Source organism: Nonomuraea sp. NPDC050556, assembly GCF_044457355.1.
In the GTDB taxonomy this organism is placed as follows: Bacteria; Actinomycetota; Actinomycetes; order Streptosporangiales; family Streptosporangiaceae; genus Nonomuraea.
On sequence record NZ_JBITGU010000004.1, the window covers coordinates 57,258 to 80,494 of the forward strand.

At 70.3% G+C, this 23,237-nt stretch carries 24 protein-coding genes; 18 read left to right on the plus strand and 6 right to left on the minus strand.

Going from position 1 to position 23,237, the window contains the following annotated elements:
* Positions 1-31 precede the first annotated feature (31 nt).
* The 6 genes from pepN to ACIBG8_RS37305 all read left to right on the plus strand — a co-directional run bounded on the left by pepN (position 32) and on the right by ACIBG8_RS37305 (position 6,332).
* A complete protein-coding gene (gene pepN, locus ACIBG8_RS37280; RefSeq protein WP_397347896.1) occupies positions 32-2,578 on the plus strand; it encodes an aminopeptidase N in 2,547 nt (848 codons plus the stop codon).
* A gap of 143 nt (positions 2,579-2,721) precedes the next feature.
* Entirely contained in the window at positions 2,722-2,994 is a 273-nt protein-coding gene (locus ACIBG8_RS37285; RefSeq protein ID WP_397347897.1) for a hypothetical protein, read from the plus strand.
* Positions 2,991-4,415 (plus strand): C2 family cysteine protease, encoded by a 1,425-nt coding sequence (locus ACIBG8_RS37290; protein WP_397347898.1) that lies wholly within the window; start codon positions 2,991-2,993, stop codon positions 4,413-4,415. The genes ACIBG8_RS37285 and ACIBG8_RS37290 overlap by 4 nt, the downstream gene beginning before the upstream one ends.
* A 5-nt stretch (positions 4,416-4,420) precedes the next feature.
* On the plus strand, positions 4,421-4,651 hold the full coding sequence (locus tag ACIBG8_RS37295; protein WP_397347899.1) for a DUF6406 domain-containing protein: 231 nt from the start codon (positions 4,421-4,423) through the stop codon (positions 4,649-4,651).
* A complete protein-coding gene (locus ACIBG8_RS37300; protein ID WP_397347900.1) occupies positions 4,648-4,992 on the plus strand; it encodes a DUF6406 domain-containing protein in 345 nt (114 codons plus the stop codon). Before ACIBG8_RS37295 ends, ACIBG8_RS37300 begins: the two co-directional genes overlap by 4 nt.
* 44 nt (positions 4,993-5,036) lie before the next feature.
* The gene (locus ACIBG8_RS37305; RefSeq protein ID WP_397347901.1) at positions 5,037-6,332 is read left to right on the plus strand and encodes a serine/threonine-protein kinase; all 1,296 of its coding nucleotides are present in this window, start codon (positions 5,037-5,039) and stop codon (positions 6,330-6,332) included.
* Here the strand turns inward: ACIBG8_RS37305 and ACIBG8_RS37310 are convergent.
* Positions 6,329-6,883: a DNRLRE domain-containing protein gene (locus ACIBG8_RS37310; protein ID WP_397347903.1), complete on the minus strand. Its 555-nt coding sequence runs from the start codon at positions 6,881-6,883 to the stop codon at positions 6,329-6,331. The two genes, ACIBG8_RS37305 and ACIBG8_RS37310, sit on opposite strands and share 4 nt — an antisense overlap.
* 67 nt (positions 6,884-6,950) lie before the next feature.
* Between ACIBG8_RS37310 and ACIBG8_RS37315 the strand changes: the two genes are divergently transcribed.
* Positions 6,951-7,898 (plus strand): hypothetical protein, encoded by a 948-nt coding sequence (locus ACIBG8_RS37315; protein WP_397347904.1) that lies wholly within the window; start codon positions 6,951-6,953, stop codon positions 7,896-7,898.
* On the opposite strand, the gene ACIBG8_RS37320 is transcribed toward ACIBG8_RS37315, so the two are convergent.
* A complete protein-coding gene (locus ACIBG8_RS37320) occupies positions 7,884-8,597 on the minus strand; it encodes a winged helix-turn-helix domain-containing protein (protein ID WP_397347906.1) in 714 nt (237 codons plus the stop codon). The two genes, ACIBG8_RS37315 and ACIBG8_RS37320, sit on opposite strands and share 15 nt — an antisense overlap.
* A 151-nt stretch (positions 8,598-8,748) precedes the next feature.
* Between ACIBG8_RS37320 and ACIBG8_RS37325 the strand changes: the two genes are divergently transcribed.
* The 10 genes from ACIBG8_RS37325 (at position 8,749) to ACIBG8_RS37370 (ending at position 18,877) form a co-directional block, all read left to right on the plus strand.
* Positions 8,749-9,900, plus strand: a complete 1,152-nt coding sequence (locus tag ACIBG8_RS37325) for a tetratricopeptide repeat protein (protein ID WP_397347907.1) — start codon at positions 8,749-8,751, stop codon at positions 9,898-9,900.
* Positions 9,901-11,394 (plus strand): Hsp70 family protein, encoded by a 1,494-nt coding sequence (locus ACIBG8_RS37330; protein WP_397347908.1) that lies wholly within the window; start codon positions 9,901-9,903, stop codon positions 11,392-11,394.
* Positions 11,391-11,819 carry a nucleotide exchange factor GrpE gene (gene grpE, locus ACIBG8_RS37335; RefSeq protein WP_397347909.1) on the plus strand — a complete coding sequence of 143 codons (429 nt, stop codon included), beginning with the start codon at positions 11,391-11,393 and terminating at the stop codon, positions 11,817-11,819. Before ACIBG8_RS37330 ends, grpE begins: the two co-directional genes overlap by 4 nt.
* 67 nt (positions 11,820-11,886) lie before the next feature.
* Complete coding sequence (locus ACIBG8_RS37340; protein ID WP_397347910.1) at positions 11,887-14,559, plus strand: FtsK/SpoIIIE domain-containing protein; 2,673 nt, start codon at positions 11,887-11,889, stop codon at positions 14,557-14,559.
* Positions 14,559-15,059 carry a hypothetical protein gene (locus ACIBG8_RS37345; protein ID WP_397347911.1) on the plus strand — a complete coding sequence of 167 codons (501 nt, stop codon included), beginning with the start codon at positions 14,559-14,561 and terminating at the stop codon, positions 15,057-15,059. The genes ACIBG8_RS37340 and ACIBG8_RS37345 overlap by 1 nt, the downstream gene beginning before the upstream one ends.
* Complete coding sequence (locus tag ACIBG8_RS37350; protein WP_397347912.1) at positions 15,060-15,320, plus strand: hypothetical protein; 261 nt, start codon at positions 15,060-15,062, stop codon at positions 15,318-15,320.
* A gap of 1 nt (position 15,321) precedes the next feature.
* On the plus strand, positions 15,322-15,636 hold the full coding sequence (locus ACIBG8_RS37355; RefSeq protein WP_397347913.1) for a hypothetical protein: 315 nt from the start codon (positions 15,322-15,324) through the stop codon (positions 15,634-15,636).
* A 1-nt stretch (position 15,637) separates the two neighbouring features.
* On the plus strand, positions 15,638-17,137 hold the full coding sequence (locus ACIBG8_RS37360; protein WP_397347914.1) for a serine/threonine protein kinase: 1,500 nt from the start codon (positions 15,638-15,640) through the stop codon (positions 17,135-17,137).
* Positions 17,127-17,822 carry a protein phosphatase 2C domain-containing protein gene (locus ACIBG8_RS37365; protein WP_397347915.1) on the plus strand — a complete coding sequence of 232 codons (696 nt, stop codon included), beginning with the start codon at positions 17,127-17,129 and terminating at the stop codon, positions 17,820-17,822. Before ACIBG8_RS37360 ends, ACIBG8_RS37365 begins: the two co-directional genes overlap by 11 nt.
* A 101-nt stretch (positions 17,823-17,923) precedes the next feature.
* Positions 17,924-18,877: a LuxR C-terminal-related transcriptional regulator gene (locus tag ACIBG8_RS37370; protein ID WP_397347916.1), complete on the plus strand. Its 954-nt coding sequence runs from the start codon at positions 17,924-17,926 to the stop codon at positions 18,875-18,877.
* Here the strand turns inward: ACIBG8_RS37370 and ACIBG8_RS37375 are convergent.
* Both ACIBG8_RS37375 and ACIBG8_RS37380 read right to left on the minus strand, forming a co-directional pair.
* Entirely contained in the window at positions 18,874-19,236 is a 363-nt protein-coding gene (locus ACIBG8_RS37375) for a DUF5130 family protein (RefSeq protein WP_397347917.1), read from the minus strand. The two genes, ACIBG8_RS37370 and ACIBG8_RS37375, sit on opposite strands and share 4 nt — an antisense overlap.
* A 7-nt stretch (positions 19,237-19,243) precedes the next feature.
* Positions 19,244-19,534 carry a hypothetical protein gene (locus ACIBG8_RS37380; RefSeq protein ID WP_397347918.1) on the minus strand — a complete coding sequence of 97 codons (291 nt, stop codon included), beginning with the start codon at positions 19,532-19,534 and terminating at the stop codon, positions 19,244-19,246.
* A 59-nt stretch (positions 19,535-19,593) separates the two neighbouring features.
* Between ACIBG8_RS37380 and ACIBG8_RS37385 the strand changes: the two genes are divergently transcribed.
* Positions 19,594-21,063 carry a serine/threonine-protein kinase gene (locus tag ACIBG8_RS37385; RefSeq protein WP_397347919.1) on the plus strand — a complete coding sequence of 490 codons (1,470 nt, stop codon included), beginning with the start codon at positions 19,594-19,596 and terminating at the stop codon, positions 21,061-21,063.
* Here ACIBG8_RS37385 and ACIBG8_RS37390 read toward each other — a convergent pair.
* Together ACIBG8_RS37390 and ACIBG8_RS37395 are read right to left on the minus strand one after the other, a co-directional pair.
* Complete coding sequence (locus tag ACIBG8_RS37390; protein WP_397347920.1) at positions 21,060-21,773, minus strand: winged helix-turn-helix domain-containing protein; 714 nt, start codon at positions 21,771-21,773, stop codon at positions 21,060-21,062. The genes ACIBG8_RS37385 and ACIBG8_RS37390 overlap by 4 nt on opposite strands.
* 54 nt (positions 21,774-21,827) lie before the next feature.
* Entirely contained in the window at positions 21,828-23,234 is a 1,407-nt protein-coding gene (locus ACIBG8_RS37395) for an amidase (protein WP_397347921.1), read from the minus strand.
* Positions 23,235-23,237: the final 3 nt, after the last annotated feature.

The following is a 23,237-nucleotide window of genomic DNA, read 5'->3' on the forward strand; positions in this document are numbered from 1 at the left end:
AGGCCTATTCCAAGAACGACAGGAGCGGAAGTTGGCTGGCAACCTGACCCGGGATGAAGCGCGCGAGCGGGCCCGGCTGTTGAAGGTCTCCTCCTACGAGGTGGCGCTCGACCTGACGGAGGGCGCGGAGCGCTTCGAGAGCGTGACGACCGTCCGCTTCACCAGCGCGCAGCCGGGCGCCTCCACCTTCATCGACCTGCACGGCGCGCACCTTCGCCAGGTCACTCTCAACGGCACCGACCTCGACCTCGCGACGTACGACGCCGAGCAGGGGCGGTTCCCCCTCGACGGTCTCGCGGAGTCCAACGAGCTGCTGATCGACGCCGATCTCACCTACATGCGCACGGGTGAGGGCCTGCACCGGTTCGTCGACCCGGTGGACCAGAAGGTCTACCTGCACAGCCAGTTCGAGACCGCGGACGCGCACCGCATGTACGCCTGTTTCGACCAGCCCGACCTCAAGGCCACCTTCCAGCTCACGGTGCTGGCGCCGGCCGACTGGGAGGTCGTCTCCAACGCGGCGCCCAGCAATGTCCAGGACCTGGAGGAGCACCAGGGCCGCCACGGCGTGCTGCAGGCGGCCAAGCGCTGGGAGTTCCCGGCGACCGCGGTGATCTCGACGTACATCACCGCGCTGGTGGCCGGGCCGTACTTCAAGGTGACCTCCGAGCACGACGGCATCCCGCTCGGGATCTACTGCCGCGCCTCGCTGGGCGAGTTCCTCGACTCCGACAACATCTTCGAGGTCACCAGGCAGGGCTTCGACTTCTTCCACCGGGTGTTCGGGGTCCGCTACCCGTTCGGGAAGTACGACCAGCTCTTCGTGCCCGAGTTCAACGCGGGCGCGATGGAGAACGCCGGGTGCGTGACGTTCCTGGAGGACTACGTCTTCAGGTCCCGCGTCACCGACGCGGTGGTCGAGCGGCGCGCCGAGACGATCCTGCACGAGATGGCGCACATGTGGTTCGGTGACCTGGTCACCATGCGCTGGTGGGACGACCTGTGGCTGAACGAGTCGTTCGCCACCTACATGTCGGTGCTGTGCCAGGCCGAGGCGACCCGCTGGGGCCAGGGCGCGTGGACGACGTTCGCCAACGTCGAGAAGTCGTGGGCCTACCGCCAGGACCAGCTGCCCAGCACGCACCCGATCGCCGCCGACATCGTCGACATGCAGGCGGTCGAGGTCAACTTCGACGGCATCACCTACGCCAAGGGCGCCAGCGTCCTGAAGCAGCTGGTGGCCTACGTCGGCCTGGACAACTTCCTGGCCGGGGTGCGCGACTACTTCGGCGAGCACGCCTGGGGCAACACCGAGCTGAAGGACCTGCTCGGCGCCCTGGAGCGGACCAGCGGCCGCGACCTGTCGACCTGGTCGAAGGAGTGGCTGGAGACCTCCTGGGTCAACACGCTTCGTCCAGAAATTTCCGTAGAAGACGGCAAATTTACTGACTTCGCGGTCCTGCAGGAGGCCCCCGCCGACTACCCGACCCTGCGCTCGCACCGCATCGCGATCGGCCTCTACAAGGACGGCGTGCGGGTCAAGCGGGTCGAGCTCGACGTGGTCGGCCCGCGTACGTCGGTGCCCGAGCTGGTCGGCGCCGAGCAGCCCGACCTGGTGCTGCTCAACGACGACGACCTCACCTACGCCAAGGTCCGCCTCGACGAGCAGTCGCTGAAGTGGCTGGTCGGCGGCGGCATCTCCACCTTCGAGGGGTCGCTGCCGCGCGCCCTGTGCTGGTCGGCGGCCTGGGACATGACGCGCGACGGCGAGATGTCGACGCGCGACTACGTCAGGCTCGTGGTGTCGGGCATCGGCACGGTCAAGGACCTCACGGTCCTGCAGACCGTGCTGCGCCAGGCGCGCATGGCGGTGCAGCAGTTCGCCGACCCGGCGTGGCGGCCCGAGGGCACGGCCCTGCTGGCCTCGTCGCTGCGCGACCTGCTCGGTACGGCGGAAGCCGGTTCCGACCACCAGCTAGCCTACCTCAACGCGTTCGCGCCGGTGGCCACCTCTGCGGCGGACCTCGACGTCCTGGCGGGCATCCTGGACGGCACCGCCGTACCCGAGGGGCTGGCCGTGGACGCCGACCTGCGCTGGACGCTCATCCAGGCGCTGGTCTCGGGCGGCAGGCTGGGCGCCGACGACGTCGACGCCGAGCTTCGGCGCGACGCCACGGCGTCGGGCGAGCGGATGGCTGCGCTGTGCAAGGCGGCCGTCCCGACGGCCGAGGGCAAGGCGGCGGCCTGGGCGGCGATCACCGGCGGGCAGCTGGCCAACGCCGTCTTCCGCGCCACGATCGGCGGGTTCCAGGACCCGAACCACCCCGAGCTGCTCGTGCCGTACCGGGACAAGTTCCTGGCCGAGGTGGGTCGCGTCTACAAGGAGTGGACGTTCGACATGGCGCAGAGCTTCGCGGTGGGCTGCTACCCGGCGCTCGTCATCGAGCAGGCCACGGTCGACGCCACGACGGAGTTCCTGAAGGACGGCGAGGTGCCGCAGGCGCTGCGCAGGATGATCCTGGAGGGCGCCGACGGCGTCAGCCGGGCGCTGCGCAACCGGGCTAAGGACGCCTCCTAACACAGATGGCGCTTACGGGTCAAATGATCCGTAAGCGCCATCTTGCTCCGTTATGCTGCCCGACTGTGGCAGATCCGGACGAAATCGAAGCTCGCCGCAAAGCGGGTGAACTCAAGTCGCAAGAGCAGTCGGTTCGTGAGCGTGTGCGCACTCTGCGTGAGTGCTGCGTCGCCGCGACGAAGCTGTCGCAGAACCTGGCCGCCCTCATGGACCCGGCCGTGAAGACCGCGACCTCCAAGGACCTGTGGACCGGGCCCTTCGCGTCGCAGTCGACCAGGCAGCTCTTCACGGCGCACAAGGACCTCGGCCGCATGGCCGGCGACCTGCAGGCCGACAGGGACCGCTGGTCCAAGGAGGCCGACCGGCTCGAATCGGAGGCCGACGGCCTGCGCAAGGAACGAGGCAAGTACGAATGAGCCCCGATCCCACCTACCGCGGCTTCGACATCCCGCGCCTGCGCCAGTTCACCAACGACCTCAAGGCCACGGGCACCGCGTCCCAGACCCTGCACAGGGCGCTCGGCGATCTCCTGGACACCGCGGGCAAGGCGTTGCAGAAGCCCGCCACCCAGAGCCCCGCCCTCGTCCAGGCCCTGATGCCCGACATGCCGTTCTTCGGCACCACGGGCCTTCCCGGCAGGCTCAACGACGAGCTCGGCGGCCTCGGCGACTCGATCAAGCGCAGGTCCGACCACCTGGAGAAGATCATCCCGCTGGAGCTGGCCGGCTACCCGGTCAACGACAAGGTGATCTTCTCCGACGAGCGGCCGCCCGACCCCAAGAAGGTCGAGGAGGCGCTCAAGAAGCTCGCCGAGCTCAAGGACCTCGACGCGGGCATGAACGGCAACCGCGACGACCTGCGCAAGATCAAGGGCCTGCTGAACGGCCTCACCCAGGCCGAGCTGGACGCCTTCATGCGCAAGGTCCCCGCCGACGACCTCAAGAGGTACGGCGAGGCCATCAAGTGCCAGGACGACTCCGGCTGGACCCCGTTCGACCACAACGGCCTGCCTGACGAGGAGTGGGCCGACCACATCAACCTGCTGATGTCGCGGGTCAGCCCCGACCAGCTCAAGAAGTTCACCGACGCCTTCCCCGGCGCCCAGCCGCCCTTCGACGTGGCCGAGGACGACCAGCACCGCGGCGTGCCGCCGGGCGACATCACCTGGGGCGTGCCGAACCTGCCGCTGTTCAAGGACGGGGTGAGCGTCTCCGACGTCTCGCAGGGCGCGGTCGGCGACTGCTGGTTCATCGCCAACCTGGGCGCCATGGCCCAGAAGGACCCGGGCTTCCTGCAGTCGGGCATCAAGCAGAACCCCAACGGCACGATCTCGGTGCGCCTGTTCGACAAGAAGGGCAACGAGCACTGGGTCACCGTCACCCCGGACCTGCCGCTCGACCAGAACGGCAACCCGCGCGGCGCCAACGGCAACGGCGAGCTGTGGCCCGCCTACTACGAGAAGGCGTTCGCCCAGTTCTACAACGACGACGGCGACGGCAAACAGGGCAGCTACGCCGCGATCGTCGGCGACGACCCGGCCAAGGGCGCCAGGTTCCTCACCGGAGCCGACGCGGACTCCGACGACCCGGACTTCGACGACCTGAAGGACGACTTCAACTCCGGGAAGGTCGTGACCGTAACCACCCCGGACAAGGTCAAGATCCCCGACCACCTCAAGAAGGCGTTCGTCACCAACCACGTCTTCTTCGTGGAGCGGTTCGAGGGCGACAAGGTGGTGCTGCGGAACCCGTGGGGCGACGGCACCGACCGCCTCGTGGTGACCAAGGACGAGTTCGAGGACCTCTTCGACGGCCAGACCTCCTACTCCAAGAAGTGATGAGCATGAGACTGCGCAGGGGAATGCCCCACTGGCTGGACAACGCCACCCGCGAGCGCGGGCTGGCGGTCATGAGCTTCGAGGACGGCGGCAAGGCCGTCGTGGCCCAGCTGTCGCGCGACGGCAACACCGCCCACACGGTGGCCGTCGGCGACAGCTTCGAGGCGGACGGCGTGACGTGGCGGGTGACGGAGGTCGCCGACGGCGACTCCGTGACGCTGGAGGAGGTCCGATGAGGCGCCTGGCCGCCGCGCTGGCGCTCGCCCTGGCCCTCACGGCGGCGTGCGGCAGCTCGGGACCGGTGAAGAGCACGGTGGCCGCGCCTGCGGACGCCAAGCACATCAGCCTCGACCGGGGCCAGCCGCACTGGCTCGACAACGCCACCAGGAAACGCTCGCTGGCCATCATGAGCTTCGAGGAGAACCCGGTGAAGGTCGTCATCGGCTTCCTCGACCAGGGCAAGACCACCACCCACACGCTGGGCCTGGACGAGACGCTCGACGTGGACGGCGTCACCTACCGGGTGAGCGAGATCAACCCGGCGGAGGACGGGTACGTGGTCCTGACATCTAAATAAGTGTTCGCCATGTGACGCAGCGTCGCGATTGTTAACCTCCTGTGGTGATCAGCGCGGGGACCACGCTCAACGACCGCTACCTGCTGACGGCCCGGATCGGCGGGGGCGGGATGGGCGAGGTGTGGCGCGCCGACGACTCGGTCCTGGGCCGGGTCGTCGCGGTCAAGGTGCTGATGCCCGCGCTGACCGACCGGCCCACGTTCGCCAAGCGGTTCCAGAACGAGGCCAGGGCGATGGCGACGCTGCGCCACCCCGGGGTGGTCGACGTCTACGACTACGGCTCGTGCCAGGTGGGCGAGCGCCGGGTCAGCTTCCTGGTGATGGAGTACGTCGACGGCGAGTCGCTCGACCGGCTGCTCACCAGGGCCGCGCTGACCCCCGAGGCGACGATGCGGCTGGTCGCGGAGGTGGCGGACGCGCTGGCCGCCGCGCACGAGCAGGGGATCGTGCACCGCGACGTCAAGCCGGCCAACCTGATGATCAGGGCGGACGGGCGGGTGTCGCTGACCGACTTCGGCATCGCCCACTCGGTCTCGGCCGGCCAGCTCACCGCTACGGGCACGATGTTGTGCTCGGCCGGCTACTGCGCCCCTGAACAGGCCACGGCGAGCGACGTCACCCCGGCCGTGGACGTCTACGCGCTGGGCGTGGTGGCCTACGAGTGCCTGACCGGCCGCCTGCCGTACGACGGCGACACCCCGGTGCAGATCATCTTCAAGCACCTCAACGCCCCGCTGCCGCCGCTGCCGCGCGACGTGCCGCCGGCGCCGCGCCACGTGGTGGCCAGGGCGATGGAGAAGACCCCCGACCGGCGCTGGCCCTCGGCGTCCGCGATGGCGGCGGCGGCGCGCGAGGCGGCCGAGCGGCCGGGGGCCGAGCCGCGGCGCCGCCGGGGCATGACGGTCACGCTGGCGATCAGCGCAGCGCTGCTGGCGACGGTGGTGCTGTCCACGCCGATGCTCATGCAGCAGCGCGCCCAGCAGCTCCCGGTGCGCGACCGGGTGGTGCCCGTCGAGGTGCTGCTGCCGACCGGCCAGCCGTCGTCGGGGGCGCCGGAGCGGCAGCAGGGCAAGCCGCTGCCGGTCAGGGCCACGCCGACGCCGCGGGTGACGGTCAGCGGCGGCGTCACGGTCACGATCACGCCCACCGCGCCGCCGCCCAAACCCACGCCGACGGCCACCCCTACCGCGACCCCGACGCCGACCCCCACGGTCACGCGGACGCCCGATCCGGAGCCGACGTCAGAGCCGTCGGTGTCGGCGTCGCCTGAACCGACGGTGGAGCCGACCGTGGAGCCGTCGGGCACGGTGGAGCCGGTCAGGCAGCAGGAGTCCGGCTAGTCGTCCTCGAAGGCGACCTCGAGCACCGGGCCGTGCTCCTCGTCCTCCGACGAGGCGAACCGCTTCCAGCCCATCTTGTCCTCCTCGTCGCCCGCCTTCAGCGCGAGCGAGCCGAGCTTGGCCTTGGCGTCCGCCCACGACTGGGCCAGCTCGCTCACGTCCGCCTCCACCCAGCCGTCGGCGCAGTCGCCGTAGCCGAGCGTCTGCGTCGAGGCGGCGTAGAGGGTCGTCATGGCGGGCCCCGGCCAGCGCGTCTTGCTGGTGGCCGGTTCCGCGCCCCACACCTCCCAGGTGCGCGCCTCGCACGACCACGAGTGGTGGTTCCACAGCTTGAGTACGGCGGAGCCGATCTGCCTGCCGGACAGCTCGCTCGTGTCGAAGGTGAGGAACGACCTGGCCGCGTTGTCGCCGTTGAAGCCGAGCTTCAGCTCGTCGTCGGCCGACTGGTCGTCCTTGTAGTTTTCCTGGACGAAGACATCGAAGACCGGACTGAGCTCGACTTCGCTACCAAGCGGTGCCAGGAGCGACAAGGCGGTCAATATCATCAACATGCGCTGAGCGTATGCAGCTGGTCACCCTCGACATGCGTACTTTCCCTGGGCGTGAAAGAGTGATCACGTGGAAACGACTCGTGATCTGCTCATCGCGCTGGCCAGGCGATACGCCTTCGCCGACCTCGGGGCGCTCGCGGCCGACCAGGAGGTTGCCGACGTCTGCGAGTTCGGCCAGCGGCTGCTCTCGCTCGACGCCGAGGACTTCGCGGTGGAGGCGAAGGCCGTGCCGTCCGATCTGAAGCGCAGGGCGCGCGCGTGCCACATGCCGCAGACGCCGCGCGAGCAGCCGCGTGGGGCGCTGGAGTCGCTGCGGCCGGCCTACGCGTTGCTGCTGGAGGTCATCGCGATCAGGTGGTTCAGGCGCGAGCTGAGCCCGATGATCGCCGCGGTGCACATCGCCAGCGAGTACCTTCCGTTGCTGGCGTTCGAGCCGCAGCTCGGGCACGCGGGCGACCCGGCGCGGTGGCCGGACGGGCTGAGCGCGACGGGCAGCAGGTTCGGGGTGATCGGCGACCGGGAGTGCGACCACACCAAGTCGGAGCAGTCGGCGACCAACCGCACGCTGCGGGTGGCGCAGGAGCCGCCGGAGGGGTGGCGCGCGTATTTCGACCGGCAGCACAGCCAGCTCGCGGGGGCGATGGCGGTGTGCGTGGCGACCTGCCGCAACCCGTGCACGGCGATGGACTGGATCCCGGAGGAGCCGCGCGCCGACCTCGGCGTGCGGGCGAGGACGGCGCTGGCGTTCGCCGAGACCCCGCTGGTACGGCTCCGCCATGCTGCGCCGGTGGGGCACGGCTTCGGCGTCCCGTCCCCGGAGGAGGTCCTGGAGGCCTGGGAACGCAGCAGATCAGCCCTGGACAAGAACCCGATCGGAGCAGCGGCTTTGACGGAGGACGGCTTCCCCCTGCCAGGCCTCGCCGCCCTCTTCTCGGCAGTGGCGACCGTACCCCTGGAACCATCGACGTTGCTGGCCGACGTCAGCGCCCACGTGGCTGGCCTACTCGACAGGTAGCAAGGTGAGGTGGGCGTCGGTCACCAGGTTGAACTGGAGGGCGTGCTTGACGATGGAGCGCAACTTCCATTCGACGCCCGCGCCCTGGCCTGGGGGTTGGAGTTGGAATTTCACCGCCGCCAGGTAGTCCACGTGGTAGTTCACCGCCGTGCGGCTCAGGCCGAAGACGCCGAGACGCTGCTGCACCTCCGGCACCGTCGGGATGAGGTCGCACGACGGGTCGCGGAGCTGCGGCTCGCACAGCGCCACCAGCACCAGGAAATGCTTCGCCGCCGGGTCGAGCGGATACGGCAGCGTCGTGCTCCCCTGCGACAACGGGTGGTCGTCGTGCACCGTGCCCAACCTCCGCTTGAGCGGCGCAAGCACCAGAAAGGTGAGCTGGTCCTGTCTCCCCGGCACCCGAACTCTGGCGGTCTCGAAAGGGATGGGCGCGTCCATCGTCCCTGGCGACAGCCGTACGAAACCAGCCCCCTCCAGGTTCTCCACCACGTAGGCGTACTTCTTGCTCAGGTTGGAGATCTCCCAGTAGTCCCTGATCGCCCGTAACACCCCCGCCTTGCGCGAGACGGCCGGGTCGACTAGGGGAATGTCGACGGGAAGGTCGGGCGTGCCCCTGCCGAACGTGACGGACTCCCCCGGTCGCAGGTGCCTCGTCTCCACCTCGGTGCTTCCCTGGAAGTCCCGCTGAATCGTGATCACTTCCACTCCGACCCCCTCGTGACAGGAAAGGGATCATAGAGCGCCCTGCAGGGTTATAGAACGTCATGTTCCTGCCATTGGCCAGATCGGCACTGGTGCGCGTGTCCCGGGCTTCGGAGCATTGAGGCCCCCAGTCCTGGAGACACACGAAATGGACGATCTCTACGCGATCGTCGGCGTGAACCGGAACGACCCTCCGGACGCGATCGACAAGAAGATCAAGCAGGAGCTGCGCACCTGGCAGAAGCGCACCAACAGCCCCGACCTGACCAAGCGCCAGGAGGCGGAGAAGCGGGTCGAGCTGCTCACCCAGGCGCGCGAGATCCTCATGGATCCCGCCAAGCGGGCCGCATACACCCAGCGCCTCGACGCGTGGCTGGCCTCGGGCGCCGCCCAGCAGCAGCCGCAGATGACCGCCGCCGGCGGCAACTGGCTGGAGCAGGCGCGCACCTACCTGGGCCGCGGCGACTACAACTCCGTCGTCTACGCCGCCCGCGAGGCGCGCAACACCCTCGGCGCCTCAGCCGAGGTGTGGAGCCTGCTGGCCCGCGGCAACGCCGGGCTCGGCAACCTGCGCGACGCCCTGTACGAGGCGCAGCAGGCGGCCACGCTCGACCCTGGCAACCCCGAGCACCGCTTCGACCTGGCCTCGATCTACGAGGACCTGGAGCAGTGGGACCAGGCGCTGGCCACCTACCAGCAGGTCAGCCAGCTCACCGGCGGCTCGGAGGAGGCCGACCTGGGCATGGCCAGCGTCTACTCGGCCACCGGCCGCTTCGACCAGGCCATCCCGGTGCTGGAGCGCGTCCACCAGCACGGCTCGGACAAGCAGATGGCCGCCTACTACCTGTCCGACGTGCTGCTGGCGCACGCCGAGGCGATCCCGGCGGCGCAGAACGGCGACAGCTACTCGATCACCAGCTACGACGAGATCCTGCGGATCAACGAGATCATCGCGCGGGTCAAGACGCTGAGCGACCACCCGGACATCGTGCAGCAGGTGGTGAAGCTGGAGACCTATCTGGCCCAGATGGAGGTCAAGACGCTGTTCGGCACCACCGGCTGGCGCATGACCAAGATGGTGATCATCTGGTCGGTGATCGCGCTGGTGATCTTCGGGATCGGCTCCAGCGGCGGCGCGGCGATGGGGATGCTCTTCCTCCTCATCGGCGTGGGGGTCCTGATCGGCCGGATCGCCTTGGCGATGCGGAAGTACTACCTCCCGCAGTGGCAGATCAACGCCTACATCCACCACCGCGAGATGGCCCAGAACCAGTACAACTACACCAACTACGGACGATAGATGGCAGTCATCGGCATCGACCTCGGCACCACCTACTCGGCCGTGGCCGTCATGCGGGGCGCCGCCCCCGAGATCCTGGAGAACCGCGAGGGCGAACGGCTCACGCCGTCCGTCGTGGTCTTCGAGGACGGCTCCCCGCTGGTGGGCGTCGAGGCCAAGAACCTGGCGGCCGTGCTGCCCGACGACTACGTGGAGTTCGTCAAGCGCAAGATGGGCGACGCCAGCCCGGCGCACGTCGACGGCTCGGGCAAGGAGTACCGGCCGGAGGAGATCTCGGCGCTGATACTCAAGCGCCTGGCCGCCGACGCCTCGATGCAGCTCGGCGAGGAGGTGCGCGACGTCGTCATCACCGTGCCCGCCTACTTCGACGACGCCCGTCGTACCGCGACGAGGGACGCAGGCGAGATCGCCGGGCTGAACGTGATCAGGCTCATCAACGAGCCCACGGCCGCCGGGATCGCCTACGGGATGAACCGGGGGCAGAGCGGCACCTTCCTCGTCTTCGACCTGGGCGGCGGCACGTTCGACGTCACGGTGATGCGGGTGCGCGGCAGCGAGTTCGACATCGTGGCCACCGGCGGCGACCGCAACCTGGGCGGCTTCGACTTCGACAACAAGCTCATGGCGCACGTCGCGGCCAAGGTCGAGGAGCAGGGCGGGCCCGACCTGTACGACTCGGGCAAGGCGGAGGCCGACCTGCGCGCCCAGTGCGAGTCGGCCAAGCGCCGCCTGACCAGCGCGGCCAAGACGGTGGTCAGGGTGGGCACCCTCCAGGTGCCGGTCACCAGGGAGGAGTTCGAACAGCTCACGGCGGCGCTGCTCAGCCGTACCGAGGTGACGGTCGAGGAGGTCATGGAGGAGGCGGAGCTCACCTGGAATCAGATCGACCGCATCCTGCTCGTCGGCGGCTCGACCAGGATGCCGATGGTGAGCGGCATGGTGCAGCGCATGTCCGGCCGGATGCCCGACATCGGCATCAACCCGGACGAGGCGGTCGCCATGGGCGCGGCGATCTTCGCGGACTCCGAGAACGCCAAGGTCAACGGCGCCATCCCGGCCATCGCGGTGAGCGTGAGCGACGTGACGTCGCAGAGCCTGGGCACGACGGCGCACGAGATCGGCACGAACATCAAGCGCAACATCGTGATGATCTCGAAGAACAGCAAGATCCCGTGCAGCGCGGTCGACTACTTCGTCACCACGATCCCGGACCAGCGCCAGGTCGAGTTCGACGTCACCGAGGGCGACGACGAGGACCTGCAGTACGTCACCGTCCTGCACGAGACGCTGCTGAACCTGCCGCCCGGGCTGCCGGACAAGGCGGAGCTGCGGGTGGTGATGTCCTACGACATCGACGGCATGGTGCACGCGGAGATGTTCCTGGAGGCCACCGGCCAGTCGCTCGGCACCATCGAGCTGGAACGCCCCAACAACCTGGGCGCCAACGCGGTCGACGAGATGCGCAAGGCCATGCGTGACCTGGAGATCCTATGACGGACGAGGAGAAGCTGGACTACCTGATCAACCTGTTCACCCGGCGGCTGACCGACGACAAGGACAAGCGGCGGCTGATCGAGGAGCAGGAGGTACGGCTGCGCCAGGCGGAGGGCGGGCTCTTCCGCGACCTCCAGCTCCCGCTGGTGCGCGGGATCGCGGCGGTGATCGACAGGCTCGACAAGTACGAGGGCGCCGACCCTGGCTTCGTGCAGGGAGTGCGTGACGAGCTGCTCGAACTGCTGGAGCTCAACGGCATCAGGGAGGTGCCCACCGACCAGGGCTTCGACCGCGCCCAGCACGAGGCGGCAGCCGTACGGGCGGAGGAGGGGGCGGAGCCCGGCTCGATCGTCGAGGTGTGGAACCGCGGCTACGCCCGCGACACGTGGGTGTTCCGGCCCGCCAGAGTCGTGATCGCCCCATGAGAGAGCGCAGCGATCGAATCAATAAACACAGGTCTTTGACACTCATGCTGCCGACGAAGGAGGCCGCATGAGTGTCCAGCACTACGAGTCGGTGATGCGGGGGCTGGTGGCGGCCTACCGCGCGTTCTCCCCCACCGCGCGCAAGCTCGGCGCCGACGCGCAACTGGAGGCGGAGCGGGGCAGGGCGCGCGGCGCGCAGGAGGCGGCGCAGCGGCTCGAATCCGACCGGCACCGCATCCAGGCCGCGGTACGGCGGGCGATGGACGGCGCGCGGGAGGCGGCGACCAGGACGGCGGCGCAGCTCGCCCCCGGGGTGGCCGCGTTGCCGTTCGACGCGGCCGGCTGGGGGTCCATCGGCGCCGCGGCGCCCACGCACCTGCGCGTGGGGGTCTCGGGCGACGTGCCGATCATCGCGCCGCTGCTGCCGACCGCGGGCTGGTACGTGGAGGGGAACGACGCCGCCGCCCTCATTCGCGGGGCCGTCCTGAGGGTGGTGGCTGCCACGCCGGCCAGGCGGGTCAGGGTCGATTCCTACGATCCCCGGCTGACCGGGGCGCTGGGGGTCTTCGGCGAGCTGCGCGAGCGGGCCGCCGAGATCGTCCCTGACTCCCTGACCGGTGCGGCCGATCTGGCCGCCTGCCTCGACGACCTCGTGGGGACCGTCGCGGGCCGGGCGCAGAAGATCGCCCAGACGGGTCACCGGTCGTTCGAGGCGCTGATGGCGGCCGAGCCGAGGCTGCTGGAGGCCTACCGGCTGGTGGTGCTGCTCGACTACCCGCTGGGCGTGGACGAACGGCTGCAGCGCGAGCTGCTGCGGGTGGCCGAGTCGGCCGCCGGGCGCGGGGTCAGCTTCCTCGTGCAGCACAACCCGGCCGTCCAGCCGGAGCGCGAGGTGGACCCGGCGGCGCTGGCCAGGTTGCTGCGTCCGGTGCGGGCGGAGCGCGACCGGATCACGGTCGCCGGGATCGACGGCGTGGCCATCCGGCCGGACGCGCCGCCGGGCAGCCACCTGTTCGCGCAGGTGGCCGAGTCCGTGGGCGCGGCGGCTTCGAGCGCCTCGCTGCCCAAGGTCGCCTTCGCCGACATGCTGCCGCCCAGGCAGGAGTGGTGGACCCCGATCGCCGCCGACGGCGAGCTGAAGGTGGCCGTCGGCGCCGACGGCAGGACTCCCGCTTTCGTACGGCTGCGCAGCGGCAACCCGCCGCTGCCCAACGTCCTCATCGGCGGCTCGGCCGGCCAGGGCAAGTCGAACCTGCTGCTCGTCCTCATTCACGGTCTGGCGGCCCGCTACTCCCCCAAAGACCTCGAGATGCACCTGCTCGACTTCAAGCAGGGGCTGGAGTTCGCCAAGCTGGGCCCGCCGTACTGGCTGCCGCACATCAAGGTGCTCGGCGTCTACAGCGACAGGGAGTTCGGCCTGGCCGTCCTCCGCCACGTGCACGACCAGATGGAGGTGCGCAGCGAGATCTTCAAGCGGGCGGGCAAGGGCAACATCGCCGACCTGACGGAGGCCGAGGGCAGGCCGCCGCGGCTGCTGCTGGTGCTCGACGAGTTCCAGGTGATGCTGGCCGACGACGACGCGATCGCCGACGAGGCCACCGCGCTGCTGGAGAAGCTCGTGCGCATGGGCCGCGCCTACGGCATCCACCTGGTGCTGGCCACCCAGACGATCGAGGGCATCCAGCGCCTGGCCACCAAGCGCGACGCCATCTTCGGCCAGGTGCCCAACCGGGTGGTGCTGAAGACCACGCCTGGCGACTCGCAGACGCTGCTGGCCACGCACAACACCGCAGCGGCCGCGCTGCGCTTCCGCGGCGAGGCGATCCTCAACGAGAACTACGGCGCGCTCGACCACAACAGGACCGCGCTGATCGCGCACGCCCGCGACGAGGAGCTCGAGTCGCTGCGCAAGGAGCTGTGGCACCACGCCCGCGTGTCCGAACCGCCGCGCATCTTCGAGCAGAACGAGGCGGCCTCGCTGACCCGCGCGCTGGCCGGGCCGGTCGAGGCGGACGGCTACTCGGTGCGCGCCTGGGCCGGGATGCCGGTGTCGGTCGCCGAGCGTCCCGCCGCCTTCGACGTACGGCAGGAGCCGGGCGCGGGACTGATCGTGCTGGGCGACGACGCGGCGAGCGCGCTCGGCGTGCTGACCGGCGTGGCGATGTCGATCTCCAAGGGGCGGCCGGGCGACGGGTTCCTGCTGCTCGACCCGATGCCGCCGGAACCCGCGATCGAGCAGGGCATAGCAGCGTTGCGCCAGGCGCTGCGTCCCTCCGTCGCCGGGCGCGAGGAGATCCCCGAGCGGCTGCTGGAGCTGCGCGACGAGGTGCGCAAGCGCAACGGCTCGGAGCCGTGGCTGCACGTGCTGGCGTTCGGCATGCACCGGGCCACCCGGTTGAAGGCGGCGGGCTCCTCCGACAGCTGGCTCAACCTGGGCGCGGAGACCCCGGCCTCGCCGCTCGACGCGCTGCGGGAGATCGTCCAGGAGGGCCCGGCCGTCGGAGTGTTCCTCTACGGCTGGTGGAACAGGCTCAACGTCTGCGCCGACCAGCTCGGCCTCGACCGCTGCCACGTCAACGCGCACCTGTTCCTGCGCCACCCGCTCGACGGGGTGCAGCAGGTGTGCGGCCCGCTCACCGCGTGGTCGTCCAGGCCGCACCGCGGGCTGCTGCGCGACGGCCTGTCCGACGAGCCGCTCCCCACGGTCACCTTCGCGCCGCTGACGCTGGAGGAGGTCTGATGGCCGCCTGGGAGGACTATCTCGACGCACTGGGCGTGCTCGGCAGGGCGGCGGACGCGGGACGGGCCAAGCTCGACAAGCTCGACGAGGAGGTCAAGCGGGCTACGGCGGGCGCCGACAACCGGCTGCGCACCGCCGTACAGGAGAGGCAGCAGCTGGAGCGGCGGCTCACCCAGCTCGACGGGCTCTGCCACAAGGTCATGACCGAGGGCGGCGTGTCCCCCCAGGGCCCAGCCGACGCCTTCGACCTGGGCGCCCCGCGTACGGCACGCGCCGCCCTGGCCACCCTCGACCAGCTCGAACAGGGCCTGCGCGACAGCCTCGCCGCGCTCCAGCAGGCCCGCGCGTCGGTCCCGCGCCCGGCGGCGCCTCCCCCGCCGCCACCGCCTCCACCACCACCCCCTCCTGTGACGGCCCGGACGACCCCGGTGTGGGTGTACGCCGCCATTGGCGCAGCCGTTCTGGCCGTCCTCATCGTCATCCTGATCGGAGTCCTCTAGATGTCCCAGCTCCAGCAGATCAAGCAGCAGCTCCACGTCGTCGCCGAGCAGTCGAGGCAGGCCTCGGGCAGCATCGCCGCGTTCGACGCGAAGTTCTCCCAGGCCGTCTCCCAGGTGCTCGCGCTCATCGGCGGCTCTGCCACGGCGGCCGACCGCCAGATCGTCGCGGTCCTCGGGGAGGCGTCGCGCTCGGTGAAGCAGGCGGCCGCCTCGCTGCAGAGCGCGGCCAAGACCGCCACCGACTACGCCAACCGGGCGTGAGGTGTCCTCGCTCAACGCGGGAGACGATTTCGGCCGGATCGACACCTCCCAGCTCGAGCGGGTGGCCCAGGCCCTGGTGCTGAGCATGCACCAGATGAACACGATCGCCGCCCTCCTGAACGCGCACGCGGCCAGGATCAGGCAGCTCGCCGCCGCGCTCGCCATCGTGTCGGCGGGCGACGCGGGCGCGAGGGTCGTGGTGGCCATGCTCGGCCAGGCGGCAACGCACTGCCAGCAGGCGGCCGACCGGCTCAGGGCCGCCCACGCCGCAGGGACGGCCTGGGCGAGCCAGGCGGTCACCCGCACGGGAGGCTGAGGTGGCCGAGCAACTGCGCCCGGGAGACGCCAGGTACGTGGGCGGCTACCAGATCATGAGCAGGCTGGGCGAGGGCGGCCAGGGCCTGGTCTACCTCGGCAGGTCCCCCGAGGGCGAGCTGGCCGCGATCAAGGTGCTGAAGGCGGGGTGGACGCACGACGAGGAGGCGCGCAGGCGCTTCGCGGGCGAGCTGGAGTCCGCGCGCAAGGTGCCGAGGGCGTGCACGGCGGTCATCCTGGACGCCGACATCGACGGCGACCTGCCGTACATCATCAGCGAGTTCGTCAACGGGCCGTCGCTGGACACGGCGGTCAAGCAGCAGGGGCCGTTCTCCGGGGCGGCGCTGGAACGGCTGGCGATCTTCACGGTGACGGCGCTGGCGGCCATCCACGGCGCGCGCATCGTGCACCGCGACTTCAAGCCCGCCAACGTGCTCATCGGGCCGGACGGGCCGCGGGTGGTGGACTTCGGCATCGCCAGGGCGCTGGAGGTGACCGAGCTGACCAAGCACACGCAGATCGGCACGCCGCCCTACATGCCGCCCGAGCAGTTCGGCATGGGCTCGCTGGGGCCCAAGGCCGACGTGTGGGCGTGGGCGGCGACCATGGTCTTCGCCGCGTGCGGCACCCCGCCGTTCGGCACCGGGCCTGGCTGGGCGGCGCTGGCGCAGCGGATCATGCACGACGAGCCGGAGCTGGGGCCGCTCGACGGGCAGATGCGGCAGCTCGTCGCGCGGTGCCTGGCCAAGGAGTCGGCCAGGCGGCCCACGGTCATGCAGCTGTTCCAGTCGCTGGTCGGCCAGGGTGAGCTGGACGAGATGCCCGCGGCGTTCAACAGGGGCACGACGACCTGGGAGCCGGGCACCAGGGTGCTGCCGTTCTACTTCGTCTGCGACGAGTCGGTCTCGATGAGCGGCGCGCCGCTGGAGGCGGTCAACAGCGGGCTGGAGGCTCTGCGGGCCGAGCTGTCCCGGACGAAGGACGCGGCGGCGCGCACCCGGCTGGGCGTCATCGGGTTCTCCGGCGACGCCGAGACCCGGCTCCCGCTATCCGACCTGGCCGCCCTCGACGCGCTGCCCAAGCTGCGGGCCAGGGGCGGCACGAGGTACGGCCCGGCCTTCGACCTGCTGCGCGAGACCATCGCGCGGGACATCTTCCTCATCAAGGCCAACGGCGGCACCGTCTACCGCCCGATGGTGTTCTTCCTGTCGGACGGCAGGCCGAACGACGAGGGCTGGCAGGCGGCCTACCGGCGGCTCACCTCGCCCAGCTTCGAGTCGAGGCCGAACTTCATCGCGTTCGGGCTCGGCGACTGCAACCTGGAGACGATCCGGCACATCGCGACCTACGGGGCTTTCCAGGCAGACGGTTCCATGTCCGTTGCTTCGGCGTTGAAGGAGGTGGCGTCGTCGATCGCGACCTCGATCGTGAACTCGCGCGAGCAGCTCGTCGTGCCGCAGCAGGTGCCCGGGTTCACCTCGCTGCCGCTCGATGAGATCTGAGCTGCCCGTGCGCGCCGCCTCCCTGCGGGGCGCACGGAACAGGGCGCGCACGGTGTGCTGCCAGGACGCCTACGGGGTGTGGCAGGGGGACGGGCGGCTGGTGGCGTGCGTCGCCGACGGGGTGGGCAGCCAGCCGCAGTCGCACCTGGGGGCGCGGGAGGCGTGCAGGCTGCTGGGGGCTCTGCCGTACTGCCTCGACTCGGTCCTGGAGATCAACAGCGCGCTCGTCGACTTCGCCACCTCGCGGGGGATCCCGCCCGTGCACGTGTCGACCACGCTCACGGCCGCGCTGCTCGACCGCGAGACGCTGCGGTGCTCGCTGGTGTGCGTGGGCGACAGCCCGGTCTGGCTGCTGCGCGCCGGGCGCTGGCATCCCCTGCTGGGTTCCAGGGAGCCGGGTACGGTCACCGACGCGCTGCCGTCGCCCGCGCCTCGGGCCACGACGGCCGACCTGCTGCTGGAACCCCAGGATTTGCTGGTGCTGTGCACGGACGGGTTCGGCGACGTTCTCCGCGAGTCAGGTCCTGCCGCCTGGCTCGCCGAGCGATGGAGGAACCCGCCCGGATGGCCGGGTTTCCACGCCGACCTGCGGATCGCTCCCGAGCACGTGGACGACAGGAGCGCGGTGTGCGTCTGGATCGACCCTGGAACCCTCCAGGCTGACGGGGCTCCTCCCGGCCCCTAGAAAGGGACTTGTCAGGAAGTCCACTTCACACACGGGAGGCAGACATGTTCTGGTTTGAAGACGGCGTGGGCTGGGGCTAGAAAGCACCGGAGGAGGGTCAGATGGCGGTTAACAGCCTGGCGGGATTGGTGACTCCGCCGGCACAGGCGCTTTACGACCGGCTGTGCGCTGAAGGCGCGCTGAGACTGGGCGCGAGCGTCGACGGGGACGCGCCGGAGACCCTCGAACTGCTCCATCTGGGTGTCGCCTTCCGCGGAGGCGAAGGCGACACCCTGCTCCGCCCGGTCGGCACGGCAGCCGCGCTGCGGCTGCTGATCGACCGGGAGCACGCCGAGCTCGCCAGCCGCCAGCAGAAGCTGGCAGCCGGCTGGCGCGGCCTGGTGGCCAGGCTCGGCGTGCACGGGGACCAGGCGGAACCCGCCCTCATCCCCGGAGTCCAGGTCATCCCGACGATGGCCGAGGCCGCCGCCAAGGCGGTCGAACTGTACGCGGCGGGCAGCCGGCTCGTGCGGGCGACGTTCACGATCTCCTTCGAGACCGAGCCCACCCCCCACCGGCTGCTCCTGCCGCCGCCCGCCGCGCTGGAGGCCGGCGCGCGCTACCTGGGCCTGTACGACGCGGCCTACAACAACGTGCCGTGGGGGCGGCAGCTCATGAGCGACTCGGCCGTGGCCGGTGAGACCGTTCGGATGCGCAAGGCGGTGCCGACCAAGATGATCCTCGTGGACGACGCCACCGCGCTGCTGGCCGCCACCTCGACCGGGCTGCCCGCGCTGCTGGTCAGCTCGCCGGAGCTGCTCGGGCTGCTGGCCGACTGGTTCGACCTGATGTGGCACGAGTCGGTGGGCGTCGAGGGTGAGGACATCCCGCTGACCAAGGCGCAGCGCAGGGTCGTGCTGCAGCTCGCGACCGGCAAGACCGACGAGCAGATCGCCACCGAGAGCGGGGTCAGCGTGCGGACCGTGCGCAGGCACATCGCGGTCGCGATGCGCTCGCTCGGCGCCGAGACCCGGTTCGCCGCCGGGGTCGCCGCAGCCCGCAGAGGCTGGCTCTAACGCCTCGCCGTGGCCTGGTCGGCGAGCGCCCCGATGCCGTAGAGCAGGCCACCGACCAGGTCTCCGACGCTGAAGGCAGTCGCCATGGACATCGCGGTCAACCTGCAGGCGCTGTCGGGCAGCCTGCGCCGCGCCGTCTCGCCCGTCACGATCTCCAGCGCCCTGCCCGTCGTGTCGACGAGCACCACGACGGCGTTCTCCGCCTCCTCGCCGAGCGCGGCGTGCAGCTTCTCGGCGAAGTGGCGACGGCCGCCGTCCGGCTGGCCGAGGAAGACGCCGAACCGCATGCCGCTGCGGCGCTCGGCGGTCAGGAGGGCCTGGCGCAGGTCGTCGGCCTGGGCGGAGGTCAAGGTGCGCATCGCCGTCTCACCATCCTGCCGAGGCGCCGCCGACGCGCCTGCCTGGCTCCGCCGTACGGGCTGCCGCTGTCCAGTCGAGCTCGGGCACCTGGCCCCAGTGGGCCACCCGGTCGGTGAGGACCAGGCCGGAGGTGCTGACGCCCTGTTCGCTCCGGGAGGGGCCGCCGATCCAGACGGCGGCGGACTCCTGCCTGCGGGTCGCCGCCCGTCCTGGGACGAGAACGACGAGGCTGATCAGCACGAACAGGGCCACGGACGTGCCGATGAGAAAGCCGAGAATCTCCAGCGCGCTGTCCACACCAAGAACGTAATCCCGGTTCGCCCGCCCGACCAGACCCGACAGTCATAATGACCTTCGTGGAAACTCCGGCCGCCATCGGCAGATACCCGATCGAGCGGTCCCTGGGCGCCGGGGCGTTCGCCAGGGTGTGGCTCGGGCACGACGACCGGCTCGACTCCTACGTGGCCATCAAGGTGCTCGCGGACAACTGGGCGGCGGAGAGCGAGGTGCGCGAGCGCTTCCTCAAGGAGGCCAGGCTGCTGCGTCGGGCGGACTCGCAGCGGATCGTGCAGGTGCACGACATCGGGGAACTCCCCGACGGCCGCCCCTACTTCGTCATGACTTATGCGGACATGGGGACTCTGTCTGGTCTGCTCGTGGACGGGCCTCTTCCCGTCGCGGAGGCGCTGGAGCTCATCGGCGAGGTGGCCGAGGGGGTCGAGGTGCTGCACCGGCTGGGGATCGTGCACCGCGACATCAAGCCGTCGAACGTGCTGTTCCGCTCGACGCCCGGTGGGGGGAGGCGGCTGATGGTGGCCGACCTCGGGGTGGCCAGGTCGCTCGCCGACGCCACCAGCCACACGATCGCGGCCGGGTCGCCGGGGTACATGGCGCCGGAGCAGATGCGGCTGGACGGCGCGCCGGACGAGCGGGCGGACGTGCACGGGCTGGGCGCGATGGCCTATCACCTGCTGACGGGGCAGGTTCCCGCGCAGGGTGCGGTACGGCTGGCGCCGCACGCGTTGCGCGCCGGGGTGCCTGGGGCGGTGAGCGCGGCCGTCATGAAGGCGATCGACCCGGATCCGTCGCGGCGGTGGCAGAGCGTCTCCGCCTTCGTCACCGCCCTGAACGAACCCTCCGTCGCCTCCGATCTGGGCACACCCTCCGCTCCAGGCGCATCTTCCGGCCCTGACGCGTCCTCCTCGTCTGGTGCGTCGCCTTTCGTGGGCCGCCGGAAGGCGTTGTTGACGGGCGGCGCGGCCCTCGTGGTCGCCGGTGCGGCCGTCGCGGGAGTGCTCGCTCTGCGGCCGACCGGCGGCTCCAGCAGCACGCCAGACCCCGCGCCATCCGCCACCAGCACGGGCGCCCTCCTGTTGCGCGATCACCCCGACATCCCCCGCCAATACCGCGAGATGATCATCCAGGCAGGACGGCGATGCCAGCTCAAGGGCCTGTCCCCCGCGCTGATCGCCGCGATGCTCAAGGTGGAGAGCGGCTTCGACCCCCACCTGTCCGACCCCGACAAGGACGAGTACGGCATAGCCCGCTGGACCCCCCGCGTCCTGCGCGTCTGGCAGCCCGACGGCGTCAACCGCCCGGAGCCCAAACCCGAGGCGATCACCCCTGAGCTGTCGATCCCCGCCATGGGCGTCTTCCTCTGCAACCTCGGCCCCAACATCGAGGACCTCCCCGGCGACCCGGCGGAGAAGCTCGTCGCCCTCTACCGCAGCGGCGTGCAGCCGATGAAGGCCGCCAACGGCATCCCGGCCCAGTGGAAGACCCACATCGCCCAGGTCATGAAATATCGCAGCGAATACCAGCCCTAAGGCAGGAGCCGCAGGTCGGCGTCCGTCACCAGGTTGAACCGCAGGGCCAGGTTGATCAGCGCCACCCGCTGCCAGTCCGCCTTGCCCACGTCGTCGGCCTGCTTGACCCGCAGCTTGGTCCTGGCCAGGTAGTCGATGTGGAAGTTCACCCCGCTCCTGGTCAGGTCGAACCCGTGGAGGCGCTCGATCAGCTGCGGGACGGTCGGCACCACCGTGCTGGACGGGTCGCGCAGGCGCGCCTCGCAGAGGGCGACGAGGATGAGGAAGTACTTGGCCGACCTGTCCATCGGGTAGACGGCCATCGTCGTCACCCCCTCGGCGGAGGCCTGGAGCTGCGTGCCGTATGCGGAGCTGAGGAGCTCGCTCCGATACACGTGCTCTGGGGCGAAGACGAGGAACCCGGTGGTGCCGTGCTCGGCGGGGAGGATCACCCGGGAGAACTCGAACGGCACGGGCATGCCGATGCGGCGCGGCGGCACCTTGACGAACTCACCGCCACCTTCGGGGTTCTCTACCACGTAGGTGCGGTCGGCGCTGAGGTTGCTGATCAGCCAGTAGTCACCGACCGCCTCGATGCTCCCCGCCAGCCGTGAGACGGCCCGATCCGACACCACAACATCAACCTCGGAACCCCGCCCGAACGTGGCACTCTCGCCGGGCCGCAGCTCCGCCATCACCGTCGCGTCCGCCTGGATCAGAACCGTTCGCACGCCCCTCGTTCTACGCGCCCACCCACCCCACTGGCTACCTGTAAGCCTGCAGGTTCACCACATCGCGGGTCGGCGGTCGCCCCAGAAGCCGCCTCGGGAGGCCTCCAGCTGGGCGGATACCGAGATGAGGGTCGCCTCGTCACCCACTCGACCCGCCAGCATGACGCCGATGGGCAGGCCGTCGGCGTTCCAGTGGAGGGGGAGGTTGACGGCGGGCTGGCCGCTCACGTTGTAGATCGCCGGGAACGCCGCGAAATGCTTCATGCGCTCGAAGGTCAGCTCAGGGTCGTCGCCCTCCTCGAACCACCCGACCGGCCGCGGCGGCTCGGTGACCGTGGGCGTCAGCACCGCGTCGTACTCGTTGGTGACCAGCAGCGCCAGCCGCGTGGCCAGCTGCAACGACGCCTGCGCCTGCAGGAACGACGGCGCCGACGTCGCGAACCCGCGCTCACGCAGCCAGGCGGTGAGCGGACGCAACCGGTCCGCCCGGTCGTCCGCCACCGGATGCATGCACGCGAACGCGTACCAGAGCGTCACGAACTGCGGCACCACGTCCGGCCCGAACGGCGGGTCGATGTCGACGATCTCGTGCCCCAGCGCCGCCAGCGCCTTGCTCGCCTCCTCGTAGGCCGCCGTCACGTCCGGGTGCAGGACGGTGTCCGGCACGACCGGCCGCGAGTAGCGCGCGATGCGCAGCCGTCCAGGCTCACGGCTCGCGTGTTCCAGGAACGTCCCCTCGTACGGCGGAGCCGCGTAGAGGTCGCCGGGATTGTTGTGCGCCATCACGTCGAGCAACGCGGCGGCGTCGGCCACCGTACGGGCGAGCGGCCCGTTGGCCGACATGCCCGCGAGGTCGGGAATGATCGGCGCGAAGCTGATCCGCCCCCTGGTGGGCTTGATGCCGAACAGCCCGCACACGCTGGCCGGGATCCTGATCGACCCGGCGCCGTCGCTCCCCTGCGCCGCCGGGGCCAGCCCTGCCGCCACGGCGGCCGCTGCTCCGCCGCTCGACCCGCCGGCCGACCTGGTCAGGTCCCAGGGGGTGCGGCTGGGCGGCGACACGTACGTCTCGGTGTAGCAGGGCAGGCCGAACTCGGGGGTGGCGGTCTTGCCGAGCATGATCGTGCCCGCGTCGCGCAGCCGTTCGACCACGGTGTCGTCCACCGGGGCGACGAACCCGTCGTAGGTGGCGGAGCCGAAGTGGATCGGCACGTCCTTGACGAGGTTCAGATCCTTGATCGGGATCGGCACGCCGTACAGCGGGCCCTCGGGAGTTCCGGCGGCGAGGAGGCGTGCCTGCTCGATAGCTTTTTGTGCCGTCACGGTGACATAGGCGCCGATCTGCCCGTCGAGCCGTTCAATACGGTCGAGGTAGTGCTCGGTGATCTCAACTGGTGAGATTTCCCGGCGCCGGACGCCTTCCGCCTGCTCAATCGCGGTGAGATCATGTATTTGCGCCACGCA